Raw genomic sequence first — 12,533 nt, forward strand, 5'->3', positions numbered from 1 at the left:
TTTTGTCCGTGGCCTGCGTTGGCTCGGTCCTTACAGCCCGCGTTGGGGATGCTCGGACCTCGCCGCCTTGGCCACAGCCAAAATCCCTCGCCGCAGGACCCCGCGCAATTTTCGGACACGCTCTCAGGATTTGGGCGCCATCCAAGTGTTCAACAGATGTTGTCGGTGGCACAGGCAACTTGCCTGTTCCGTGCGGCTACCAGCCGGACGGAACGGTCGCGGATCACTCCTGGGTGAATCGCAAGGAATTACCCGCGACCTTTCACGCGGCAGGTTGCCGCGTGAGTCGGAAGCCCGTCGCCGCCGCTCGCTCGCCCGCTCCCATAGACGGCGCGAGTGAGGCGTGGACCGAGACCGTTAGGCGGCGCGGTGCCGCATTGCCGAAGACGGTCTCCTGACGGTAAAGCGTTGTCGTGGTTCAGAGATGAAGAACACAACGACAACTCAAACCGAAAGGAGACCTAATGAACAAAGTTGTGGCAGGAATCGATCTACACAGCAACAACGCGATGGTAGGCCTGCTGGCCGAGGACGGACGGCGGCTGGGTCATCAGAAACTCCAGTGCGATCTCAAACAGATCGTGCAGTTTTTGGATCCGTACAAAGACCGGCTGGAAAGCGTGGCCGTGGAATCGACTTACAACTGGTATTGGCTGGTGGATGGGCTCAAAGCCCAAGGCTATCCCGTGGTGCTGGCCAATCCGGCCAAGATCGATCAATACAGCGGGATCAAACACGCCGACGACAAGAACGATGCGTATTTTCTGGCGGAGCTGTCGCGGCTGAAGATTTTGCCCACCGGTTACGTGTACGATCCGATCTTGCGCCCGGTGCGGGATTTATTGCGGCGGCGGATGAGTCTGGTGCGTCAGCGGACGGCCCTGATGCTCAGTTTCAAAAGTCTCTACACCCGGACCACAGGCCAAGCGATGGAGTTGGGCCGCTTGAAAAAGATGACACTGAGTGAGGCCACCGCGCTCTACGACCACCCGGCCAATCAACTGATTGCGCAGGAGCAGAAACGTCACATGGAGGCCTTGACGCAGAGCATCGACAAGATTGAGCAAGCCGTGATCAAAGATGCCCAAGACATTCCGTACTATCCCAAGCTCAAGACGCTGCCCGGAGTGGGGATCATTCTGGGGATGACGATCACGATGGAAGTGGGAGATGTCGGACGGTTTGCCGATGCGGGCCACTTTGCCAGCTATTGCCGGACGGTGGACTCGCAACGGACTTCCAACGGGAAGAAGAAAGGCGACAACAACCAGAAGTGCGGGAACAAGTATTTGGCCTGGGCGTTTGTGGAAGCGGCACATTTTGCGCGGCGCACGGACGAGTTGTGCCGGCGGTGGTATGACCGCAAGGCCGCCAAGACCAGCACGGTGATCGCGACCAAAGCGCTGGCGTGCAAGCTGGCCAAGGCGGCCTGGTATCTGATGGCCGAGCAGACCGACTATGATCCCAAACGAGTGTTTCCAGAATTAGCGATGAAAACTCAGCATTGAATTTTGGGAGAGCGGTCGCCAGCCAGCGCGAGGAGTTGGGGCACAGCCCTGGGTTCTGATTGGAGGCGACCGCACTCCTGCCCAAACTGAGATGGCTGAGCAAGCTTTGAAGGCGATTCGACCGTGCCGTGAGTCAACGGTAGGTTGGACGCAGGGCTCCTGGAGAGTCCTGTGAACCAGAGCTCTTTGGCAACTGAATGAACACGGACCGGCACTGAACGTTTTCTGAATTCCGGGCAGGTGGAACCAGACGACGAACAATTTCGACAATCGGTGGGAATGGTTTCGGCGGCGGTTAGGTGAGCTTGGGTTAAGTGATCCCGAAATCCGGCTCGTCTTGAGCATCGAAAGCGCGGGTGATCCCCCCAAGCGGGCTGAGGGCACCGAGCAGAACCATGAAGGCGCTGTCGTTGCCTCCGGTCGGACCCTGACGCAGCGAGTCCATCCAGCTCTCTGTGAAGACGAATCCGGGGCGAGAGAAATGGAGTCGCCATCGGTTCCTTGGGGAAAACCTTCACCATTGGCCCGACTTCTACTTGGTCCGAAAGTCGACGATTACCGTTGGTTCATGAACGTGATCCGGGCAGTCTGGCCTGGTGCCGATCTCAGCGCGGATCAATCTGACAATCCTGGACGGTGGGACGATCTGAGAAGGCTCGGTCTTTCGGTTGAACAAATCGAGGCTCTGGGTTGTGTCTGGCCCAATCAATTGCGTGAGAGGTCTCGACAATCTCGAACGGATGGGAAACCATATTCCAGCAAGTAGAATTGATAGCTGCGGACCAATTGTCCGAATGAGAGGAAAGCGGAAAGCACGGTTGAGCGAGCGATCTGTGTTTGAGAGATGGGGTGCGTGTGCCACAATTTGTGCCACTTTCAATGCTTGTTAGACAAGGCCAACAAAGACGGACGCAAACTCCATTCTAACCAATAGAATCAATGCTTCGGTGGGTATTGAAGAAACCGCATGAATGGCCTTGAAAAGTGGAAAAAACGATTTTTCAATCTGCTGTATCGCCGATTTCCAATCGGCAGGGCGCCGGCAAGTCCCAGCGTGCTCGGACTGGGAGACGCCCCGCAGAATACAATTCTGCGATACGGCAGAGTGCAACTCTGCGCTACGAGCTTTGTCGTCCATCCCGCAGGCCAAGCAGTAGGGCCTTCATGGAGCCGACAACTTGTGAATGCACTGGTGTTCAACTCGCCTGCGCCGTCATTTGCGAACTCCTCGGTTTCTCCACAGGGTCACCTGGCCCATCCGGTCAAACGGCGGAAACGTGTACATGCCGCACGCGACGACATCGAGCCAGCCGTCGCCGTCGAAGTCGCCCAAGGCTGCCGAGATCAAATGCGTGGGTTTGGTCGCAATCGTGTGGGGGATGAAGTGTTGCTGGCCGTTGTTCTCCAACCACAGCAGGCTGGCGCGTTTCGGATCGCTCCAGTCATTGAACAAGGTCGAAACGACGAGGTCGAGATGGCCATCCTGGTTTAGATCGCCAGCCACGGCGCAATACGCGCCATAGCAGCGGTAGATATCGCGCCAGAGGAAGTTCAGGCCCCCTTTGTTCTCCAGCCATTGCACGCCATGATAGGGGCGCGGAATAATCGTCGGCAAATCCAGGTTGTCGCCGTTGGTGAAAAGGATGTCGAGATCCCCGTCCTGATCGAGATCGACCATTTGCATGCCGGAAGAACCGAAGGAAGGCGTGGCCGCTTTGAAGAGCAATCGCTCCTGAAATCTTCCTTGGCCGTCGTTGATGAAGGCCGAGGTTTCCTCATGCTCCTGCGCGAAGAGGGCGACAAAATCCAGGCGCCCATCCGCATTGAGATCGACCGGGAGGACATTCACCGCTCCCGTTTTCTGCACGACGCGTTGGTAGGCATAGGTACCCTCGGTCCGCTTCTCCAACCATCCGACTTCGCCTTGCTGGATGAAGCCATACGCGGCGATCACAAAGTCTCTGTCCCCATCGCCATCAAAATCGCCGGGCTGCACATCCGCGACTCGGCTGGTCTGGTCCAGGATGGTAATGGATGTGAAGCGGTGGGCGGGGTCGCCGGACAAGAGCGCCACGCTTCCGACCGGCTCGTCCGTCGGCACCGTGGCGCCGAGACATGCCACAACGATGTCCAGATGGCCGCTCTGCTTTCCGACCAGGATTTGCGCGCGCGCCGGATTCGGAAGTGTCGCGATCCGGTCCTCCTTCCAAACTCCATTCTGGTTCTGAATCCAGGTGAGCCGGGATTTTCCGGTATCGCACACGAGCACCTCAGGCCGTTTGTCCTGGTCGAGATCGACAATTTGCACGTGGCCCAGGAACGGGCGATCACGCGCATCGGCGCCCAGTGGGCTGCCCAAAGGAATTGGTTCAAAGCGCAACGGCGACTCGCTCGCGTTCGGATCATCGGCCAGCCGGGAAAGTGCCTCCGGGCTGAAGCTGAAATAGAAGTGGAGGATATCCTGAAATTCATCGTCGGTGAGTCTTGGCACACCGCGCGTTTCCATGATCTGCGCCATGCGGGACATCGTTTCGCGCCAGCTTTGCCTGGGGAGATTGGCTGGATCGGGAACCAGATGGCATCCACCGCATCTGGCAGAGAGCAAAATCTCCTTGACCCAGGCGTCGCGGCTCAGCGCCGTGCGGTTGGTCAGGAAGCCAAACTTCTGCCGCGCTAAGATCTCGGTTGATGAGTGGCAGGAACTGCATTCTCTGCGCCGCGTCGTATCGTGGCCGCGAGCTGCGTTCAGATACGTTGCGTTGAAAGCGTTGCTGGATGCATCGTGGAATTCGGCTGAATCACGTTTGTTCGATGGTTCCCTCTGGATTCGCAGCGCCACCAGCGCGACTCCGGCCAACAACACCCCGCACAAGATGACGAGGACAAGGCGTTCCGATCTGATCCCATTCATGGAGAAGCTCAGCAGTGTCTATCCAGTTCGATGGGGAGCGCACACGCCCTCGCGTGCCGTGGCCGGCGCCTCGCCGACCACAGTCTCACGGTCTAAAAACTCCTCCCCGGATGGCATACTGAGACGGCCTTCCGACCGGCGGGGCGCCGGTCGGGACACGCGAGGGCGCGTGTGCTCCCCAGTTTTGGCTGCATAGGTTACGGATCAGAAATCCGTGTTCGCCTCTTTCAGATCCAAATCCTTGATCCAGGTATTGCGATAGCGCACATCATGGCCTTCGCACTGCAACTTCAGCCCGCCCGGCGTGTCGGTGATGCCTTTGCCGCCGTCGTTCCCGCCATCAATGCCCGAACGCGCGCCGCCCCAGACCTGATTGATGGTCTGGTTGGTGTGAACCTTGATGCCATTGAAATACATCGTGAGCATCGCTTTCTCGACGCGCTGGCCGTCCTTGAACCGCGCGGCGCGGAAGACGATGTCGTAAGCGTTCCATTTGCCGGCGCCGTGGTAGGCGTGATATGGCGCTTCGGTTTCGTTGATCACCGCCCCCATGCCGTGCTTGGTTTTGTCGCCGTCGAGCACCTGGATTTCGTAACGGTTCTGGAGATACACCCCGCTGTTGCCGCCGGGTTTCATGACCAAAAACTCAATGTGGAGCCGAAAATCCCGATACGCCTTCTTCGTCACAATGTCCGCGGCGCCGTATCGTCCGCCATCGGCCGCGCGATCGTCGGTCATCACGACGGAGCCTTTGTCCACGGGATCTTCGACGATTGGCCATTTGATGGGGAGCGAGGATTTGAAGCCGGGGCCTGGCCAGTAAGTCCATTTCTCGTCGAGCATTTGGCGCGTTCCATCGATGAGAATCTCCGCTGCGGAAATGGGTTTCGCGCCGACGCCGACGCCTTCGGGAGCCGCAAGAGTGGCCAGCGAGGCGCCGAGCAAATACCCCGCGATGAAAAAGGATGGTGTGATAGGTGTCTTCATGAGGGTGGGAGCATACGCCACACGTTCGCTTCGGAGCAAGCCGCAGGCGAAGCGTTACAGCGTTACAACGTTAAATCGTTAAATCGTCTTTTCAGAATAGACTGATTGCACCAGGCCTCGGATGTAGCCGAGCGCGAACAATCGTCCGATGGTGGAGTAACCCGGCCTCTCATTGCTGTCGCCATCCATCGTGGGCACATGGTCTGGTCGGCACACGCCGTCGAAGCCGATGTCGCGGTACGCGCGCATGCACGCGACCATGTCGGTCTGGCCGTTGTCGTGGAAAGTCTCCACGAAATTCTCCGAGGTGCCGCGGACGTCGCGGAAATGGACAAAGAAAATCTTCTTTTGCTTTCCGAACTTGCGGATGACCGCGGGCAGATCCGGCGTCATGAACGTGAAGTTTCCCTGGCAAAGCGTGATGCCGTTGACTTCGCTGGGCACGAGGTCGAGCAGTCGCTGATAATTCTCGACGCTTCGCATGATGCGCGGCAACCCGCGCAGCGGCGAGAGCGGCGGATCGTCCGGGTGCATCGCCAGTTTCACCCGGGCCGTTTCAGCGACGGGCACGACGCGTTCGAGGAAGTATTTCAAATTGGCCCACAGGTCGTCTTCCGTGACTTTCTCGTATTGAGTGATCGGCTCGCCTTTCAACTGGGCGAGATCGAACGACGTCACCAGGGCGCCGCCGCGACCGCGAGTTTCGGAGGACGTGCGCGTCCAATTGTTGACCGGCATCCACTCGTAGCACCAGACCGGGATGTGCAGCTTGCCCATGTTGCGAATGAGCTCGCAGACGTCGTCGATCTGTTCGTCGCGGCCGGGCAACGCCAGTTTGATCTTGTCTGTGGGCGGCCGGCTCTCGATCACGGCCAATTCAAAGCCGCCGTCTTCGTAAGCCTTCTTGAGGCGCGCGAGAGAATTGTAGCTCCAGGGTTTCTCGTTTGAACTGTCGGCAGCCGCTCCCATTCGGGAAAACGTGCCGACGACGTGATCGGCGCCGCACTGTTTGACCAGGCGCCAAAGCCGGCTTTCCGTCGGGCCAAAAATCTCCGCGAGCTTCATGACCGGGCCGGAGGGGGCGTTTTCCTTCCGAGCAGTCGGCAAGTCATCGCGCGGCGCCGCCGCCGGCGCGGCGTTGGCATCATGGAACGAATTTCCAACCAGTCCGCTGGCGGCCGCACCTGTGGCGGCAAGGAACGTTCGACGTGTAACGGATCGTTTAGGTTTCATAGGCTCTAAGAATCTCGTGGCCATCACCCTCACCCTCAATTCGTGTTCAGCGTGGTAGGGACGGATTCCACTCCGTCCCAAATCAAGCCTTGAGGCAGACCGCCGTCCAGGAAGAGACGATGGACCAACGGAGGCACCTGGTTTTTGCGTTGTCCGGCTCTCCCTTCAAGAGACGTCTCAAGGATTAGTCAGGGACGGAGTGGAATCCGTCCCCACCAACGCTAAACAGATACCTCGCTCAACGGAGAGGGGATGTGCTTTTCATAGTTCGTGCATTAGGTTGAGGACAGCATCTCGGGCTGTGCCACCCCTGTCTTGTTCGGAACCCAACTCCACAGCCGGTCATTCGAGCGTTCCTGGTTCCATTCGTCCGTGGGCCGAAAGAAGTACCTTTCGATGTCCCAGCGCCGCTTCCGCATGCCTTCCTTGATGGCTTCCTCGTTCAATTCGATGCCGAAGCCGGGGCCGTCCGGGACTGGAATGAAACCGTCTTTGAAGAAGGGCTTGGGCACGCCGTTGACCAAATCTTCGTACCACGGCGTATCCACGTCATGATGTTCCATGGCCAGGAAGTTCTCCGTGGCCGCGGCGCAATGGATCGACCCGAACAAACCGACGGGCGAACCCGCCATGTGCATGGCCATGGCGATGCCGTGTTCCATCGCCAGATCGCCGATCTTCTTTGTCTCCAGCAAACCGCCAGAACTCATCATGTCGGGATGACAGATGGCAATGGCTTTCTTCTCGAAGAGCGGGAGGAATCCTTCTTTAAGATAAATGTCTTCGCCGGTGAGGATCGGGGTCTTACAGGCATCGCGCAGGCGGACGTATTGATCCGTGTAAAACCACGGCACCATGTCCTCCAGCCAGGCCAGGTTGAAGGGATCGAGCGCCTGGGCCAGCTTGATGCCGTCTTCGATTGCGAAATGGCCGAAGTGATCCGAAGCGAGCGGAATATCCCAGCCGACGATTTCGCGGACGTTCCCGACGTATTCCTGAATCTTAGCCAGCCCCTTCTCGGTGATTCGAGTCCCGGTGAATGGATGCGGCACCAACTGGCGAGGCTTGCCGTAGAGGTCGCGGGGATCTTTGCCGCGATCGCTCGGGGCGGTGACCGTGCCTTCGATTTGTTGCACGAGCTGGATGCCGATATCCATCTTCAGGAACGTGAATCCTTTCTCGCGGCGTTCCTTGAGTCGTTTGCCCATGACCTCTGCATCGCGGCTGGTGGTCGTGTCGGCGTACATGCGGATTTGTTCGCGGAACTTGCCGCCGAGCATTTGCCAGCACGGCACGCCCCAGGCCTTGCCCGCCAGATCCCAACAAGCCATTTCGACCGCGACCACTCCGCCGGCCTGGCGCGCGTGGTGGCCGAACTGTTTGATCTTTCGGAAAACCCGATCCACGTGACAGGGATTCTCGCCCAGGATGCGGCTCTTGAGCATCAACGCGAACGTCGGGCTGCTGCCGTCGCGAACTTCCCCGTAACCGCTGACGCCCTGGTTGGTGTCGATCCGGATCACGTACGGGTTCATGGTGGTCGGCATGCGCACCACGCGCATGTCGGTGATTTTGAGTTTGGAAGGCTCGGAAGCGGTGCGCACGCGGCCTCGGACTGCTTGGGCTTCTTCGGCGGAAAATGCCGTGCGCGCGCCCGCGGCGGTCATGGCTGCGCCGAGGCCCATTCCTCTAAGCCAATCTCGTCGTTTCATCGTGTTCATGGGTGGTTTTTGATTGATTACTCATTCAATAGTCTTTGCCGTTGGTACGGGGTCAGTTTGTCTTTGCGCTCCTGGAGCCACGCCTTGAAATCCGCTTCGATGTCGCTCGTCCAATTGCGGTCGATCTGGCCGGGGGTGTATTTGCCTTCGCGCAGCCGTTGATGCCCGAATTGATCGCGCAGCCGGATGACCTCGGAACGCTCCACCACTTCCTGCGCCAGATGCGCCGGCACAAAGAAGACGCCTTCCTTCTTGGCCAGCACGACGTCGCCGGGCATCACCGACGCGCGCCCGATCCGGATCGGCGTGTTGATCCCCATGAGCATGACATTGGCAATGGCGGACGGGTCCCAACCTCGGGTGAAAGTGACGAAATCGGGAATTTCCTCAACGCCCTCGATATCCCGCGCCCCGCCATCGACCACCACGCCTAGCCCGCCGCTCTTGGACCAAATCGAATTCGCCAGATTGTCCCCCATAAACGTGCCGTCGATAATCTTACCCATGAGATCCACGACAATGACATCGCCTTTGACGACCGTGTCGATGACCCAGGAATTTTGCCCGCCGATGCGCCCTTCCTCTTTGCCTTTGTCGGCGATGACTTTGTTGACGTCCGGACGCACGGGATGGAAATAAGCGGTGACGGCGCGGCCCACGAGCACAGGCTTTTCTCCTGTGATGACCCAGTTGCCTTCGAACTGATTGTTAAAACCACGGCCGCGGCACACGCCCCAGGCTTCCTCGATGGAAACGTCCTTCATGCGCTGAAGAATGTCGTCGGGAACTTTGGGCCGGCCATCCGGAAAACGTTCGCCTTTCCAGTCCGGAGTGTACTGGATGATTTGTTCCTTGGAAAAGACACCCACTTGAGCCGGGACCGAGCTGGCGGTCAGGCTGACGGCGAGGACGCGAAACAGAAGCAGCGAATGGCGATGGAGATTCATAGCGGCTCCGAGATAAAATGTGAAATGCCGGTCGGGAACATTGATTTGAATCAGGATATAACCGGAAAACTTCCTTTGGAAGCGCAATAAGGCGCCGAGGCGCGGATACGAGCCATTCTCATCTTACCGGGAGCGCCGACATCCTTGTCGGCGAATTCCCGTGATCTTATCAACCCCACACGCCGGCGGGGGACGCCAGCGCTCCCTGAGTCGCAAAATGAGAATCGCTGGGCGGAGACCAGCAGTTCTCATTATGGACTGCTTCCCATGAAGGCGAACGTTTCCAGGGTAGGGCGAGTCCGTCCCGGCGAGCCGTGTCCGACGTCGTGGGAACACGTTGGAGGCGGCTCGCTGGGGACAGGCTCGCCCTACCGAAGTCAAAATGAGAATCGCTGAGCGGAGACGAGCCGATATTGACATTGACCGGGCAATTTCGGAGCCTTCGCCAGCTTTTGATTTCACCTTGTCATCAATCTTAATGTCCTCCCTGCCGTTTCTTCCAAAGCTTCCCCTTGCCGTTACTCTTGTGCTCTGGCTTGCGCAATTTGCCGCGGTCTCACGCGCTGCGGACGAGAAACCGTTCGGTCTGGAACGGCGCATTCCCTGGACGACGTCGCGTTTGGTGGGATCACCCGAGCCGCCCGCTCCTTATCTGGTTGAAAAGACTTTCACGAACATCGCGTGGAAAGCGCCTCTCTACGTGGCCGCCGAGCCGGGGACAGATCAGCTTCTGGTTATTCAACAGGGCGGTGACAGGGATGTGCCTTCAAAAATCCTCCGATTCAAGGACGATCCCGGCGCCAGGGAAACCGAAACGCTCTTCGAGGTGACGCGCCGGTTGATCTACGGCCTGACCTTCCATCCCGGCTACAAAACGAATGGCTACCTCTTCGTGTTCAGCAACGGCCCTTGGGGCCGCCAGGACCGGAGCAATCGCGTCTCGCGCCTGACCGTGGCTCGCCAGGCGCCGCATCGGTGCGATCCCGCGTCGGAGAGAATTATCCTGGAATGGAAATCCGCCGGCCACGACGGCGGCGATCTGGCATTCGGAAACGACGGCATGTTGTACATCACGTCCGGCGACGGCACGAGTGATTCGGACACGTGGGACAGCGGACAGGACATGAGCCGTTTGCTCGCGAGTCTGCTGCGAATCGACGTCGATCATCCGGACGCGGACCGAAAGTACTCCGTGCCGCCGGACAATCCATTCGTGAACCTGCCCGGCGCCAGGCCGGAGAAGTGGGCCTATGGATTTCGCAATCCGTGGCGAATGACCGTGGACCGCAAGACGGGCCACGTCTGGGTCGGCAACAACGGCCAGGACTTGTGGGAAACCGCCTACTTCGTCCGGCGCGGGGACAATTTCGGCTGGAGCGTCTATGAAGGGAGTCATCCCTTCTATTTGAATCGCGCGCGCGGTCCCACACCGATCGTCAAGCCAACCATCGAACATCATCACGCGGAGTTCCGGTCGCTTACGGGCGGCGTGGTCTATTACGGGGAAAAATTTCCGGAGTTGAACGGCGTTTATGTTTATGGCGATTACTCCACGGGAAAAATCTGGGGCGCGCGGCACGACGGCAAACGGCTCACGTGGCAAGCGGAGCTGACGGACACGTCGCTGCAGATCGCCGGTTTCGGCGTGAGTCACCGGGGCGAATTGCTGGTGGCCGACGTGGCCGGGGCGATTTATCAGTTTATTCGCGCGCCAAAGGACTCGAAACGACCGAAGTTTCCGCTGAAGCTCAGCGAAACTGGGGTTCTCACATCGGTGAAGCAACACCGCGCCGATGCCGGCCTGATCCCTTATTCGGTCAATGCGCCAGGCTGGGCTGATGGCGCGAGCGCCGAGCGCTACCTCGGGTTGCCCGGCGATTCCAAGATCACTTACAAAAACTCGCGCGGCTGGGATTTTCCGGACGGCGCCGTGCTCGTGCAAACGCTCTCTCTTGAATTCGAAAATGGAAATCCGGCGTCCGCCCGCAGAATCGAGACTCGAATTCTGCTGAAGCAACAAGGCGAGTGGGCCGGCTATTCGTATCGCTGGAATGCGAAGCAGACCGAGGCCACGTTGGTTCCAGCCAAAGGCGAAGAGATCGCCCTGCGCATCAAGGACTCGACCGCGTCTGGCGGCGCGCGCAAACAGACCTGGCGAATTCCGGCGCGCGCCGAGTGCCTGGTCTGCCACAGCCGCGCGGTGAATTATGTGTTGGGCATGTCCGAAGCGCAGATGAACCGGGAGCACGATTACGGCGCGGTCCGGGACAACCAATTGCGGACGCTGGAGCACATCGGCCTTTTCACCAACTCCATTTCAAATCCTCCCGAAAAACTCACTCAACTCGTCGATCCGTATGATTCGAGCGCCGACCTGGAGGCCCGCGCTCGCTCGTACCTGCACGCCAACTGTTCGGTTTGCCATGTCGAAGCGGGCGGAGGCAATGCACAGATGGAGCTCGAATTCGGCCGGCGCAAGGAACGAATGAATCTCATCGGCGCGCGGCCCCAGCACGACACGTTCGGGATCGACAACGCCATGCTCGTTGCGCCGGGCGATCCGGGACGGTCCGTGTTGCTCCAGCGCGTCTCCCGCCGCGGTTCGGGACAAATGCCGCCGCTCGTGACGGCGGTCGTGGATCAGCGCGCGGTGCAACTGTTCCGCGATTGGATCGCGCAAATGAAACCGGACCGGCCGTTCGTTCGCGATTGGACGATGGAGGATGTGCTCCCGGCGCTCGAGCAGGCCAAAGCCGGGCGCTCGTTTGAATCGGGCCATGCGGCGTTTCGTGATACGGGCTGCGCCCAATGCCATCGCTTCGCAGGCGAAGGCGGAAGCGTCGGCCCCGACCTCACCGGCGTGGGAAAGCGACTGAAGGTTCAGGAGGTTCTCGAATCCATCCTCCTTCCCTCCAAGGTCATCTCCGAGCAATACGCGGCGACGGAAATCGAGACGAAGGACGGCGAAATCATCGCAGGCCGCATTGAGAGCGAAACCGAGCGCGCGATCGTCATCCGCGCGAATCCGTTCGCGCCGGAGAATGTGACGGTGCCAAAACGGAACGTGCAGCGCCGCAGCCTCTCCAAAACTTCCAACATGCCCACAGGAATCGTCAACATGCTGGAGAAGGACCAGATTCTCGACTTACTCGCGTATCTAATGGCGGAAGGCGATGCCAACGACGCGCGCTTTCAGAAATAGCGCTTCCAATCAATTCCCTCGCTT

General features: G+C 59.1%; 7 protein-coding genes. 2 read left to right on the plus strand and 5 right to left on the minus strand.

Annotated elements, in window-relative coordinates; all coding sequences use genetic code 11:
* Positions 1-464: 464 nt before the first annotated feature.
* Positions 465-1,508, plus strand: coding sequence for an IS110 family transposase (locus tag FJ398_19815; GenBank protein ID MBM3840168.1), 1,044 nt, complete (start codon positions 465-467; stop codon positions 1,506-1,508).
* A gap of 1,213 nt (positions 1,509-2,721) precedes the next feature.
* Here the strand turns inward: FJ398_19815 and FJ398_19820 are convergent.
* The 5 genes from FJ398_19820 to FJ398_19840 form a co-directional block, all read right to left on the minus strand.
* Positions 2,722-4,419: a VCBS repeat-containing protein gene (locus FJ398_19820; GenBank protein MBM3840169.1), complete on the minus strand. Its 1,698-nt coding sequence runs from the start codon at positions 4,417-4,419 to the stop codon at positions 2,722-2,724.
* 204 nt (positions 4,420-4,623) lie between these two features.
* Positions 4,624-5,406: a DUF1080 domain-containing protein gene (locus FJ398_19825; GenBank protein ID MBM3840170.1), complete on the minus strand. Its 783-nt coding sequence runs from the start codon at positions 5,404-5,406 to the stop codon at positions 4,624-4,626.
* Between the two features lie 78 nt (positions 5,407-5,484).
* Complete coding sequence (locus FJ398_19830; GenBank protein MBM3840171.1) at positions 5,485-6,471, minus strand: TIM barrel protein; 987 nt, start codon at positions 6,469-6,471, stop codon at positions 5,485-5,487.
* A gap of 443 nt (positions 6,472-6,914) precedes the next feature.
* Complete coding sequence (locus FJ398_19835) at positions 6,915-8,360, minus strand: mandelate racemase/muconate lactonizing enzyme family protein (protein ID MBM3840172.1); 1,446 nt, start codon at positions 8,358-8,360, stop codon at positions 6,915-6,917.
* 17 nt (positions 8,361-8,377) lie between these two features.
* Positions 8,378-9,307 carry an RraA family protein gene (locus FJ398_19840; protein ID MBM3840173.1) on the minus strand — a complete coding sequence of 310 codons (930 nt, stop codon included), beginning with the start codon at positions 9,305-9,307 and terminating at the stop codon, positions 8,378-8,380.
* Between the two features lie 382 nt (positions 9,308-9,689).
* Here FJ398_19840 and FJ398_19845 point away from each other — a divergent pair, with 382 nt between their 5' ends.
* Positions 9,690-12,509, plus strand: coding sequence for a c-type cytochrome (locus FJ398_19845; GenBank protein ID MBM3840174.1), 2,820 nt, complete (start codon positions 9,690-9,692; stop codon positions 12,507-12,509).
* Positions 12,510-12,533 lie beyond the last annotated feature (24 nt).

It is taken from the genome of Verrucomicrobiota bacterium (genome assembly GCA_016871535.1).
Classification (GTDB): domain Bacteria; phylum Verrucomicrobiota; class Verrucomicrobiia; order Limisphaerales; family SIBE01; genus VHCZ01.

Bases quoted from the DNA above. Each gene is read 5' to 3' on its own strand.
- FJ398_19815 (MBM3840168.1), top strand. From the start codon at position 465: ATGAACAAAGTTGTGGCAGGAATCGATCTACACAGCAACAACGCGATG.
- FJ398_19820 (MBM3840169.1), bottom strand. From the start codon at position 4,419: ATGAATGGGATCAGATCGGAACGCCTTGTCCTCGTCATCTTGTGCGGG.
- FJ398_19825 (MBM3840170.1), bottom strand. From the start codon at position 5,406: ATGAAGACACCTATCACACCATCCTTTTTCATCGCGGGGTATTTGCTC.
- FJ398_19830 (MBM3840171.1), bottom strand. From the start codon at position 6,471: ATGAAGCTCGCGGAGATTTTTGGCCCGACGGAAAGCCGGCTTTGGCGC.
- FJ398_19835 (MBM3840172.1), bottom strand. From the start codon at position 8,360: ATGAACACGATGAAACGACGAGATTGGCTTAGAGGAATGGGCCTCGGC.
- FJ398_19840 (MBM3840173.1), bottom strand. From the start codon at position 9,307: ATGAATCTCCATCGCCATTCGCTGCTTCTGTTTCGCGTCCTCGCCGTC.
- FJ398_19845 (MBM3840174.1), top strand. From the start codon at position 9,690: ATGAGAATCGCTGAGCGGAGACGAGCCGATATTGACATTGACCGGGCA.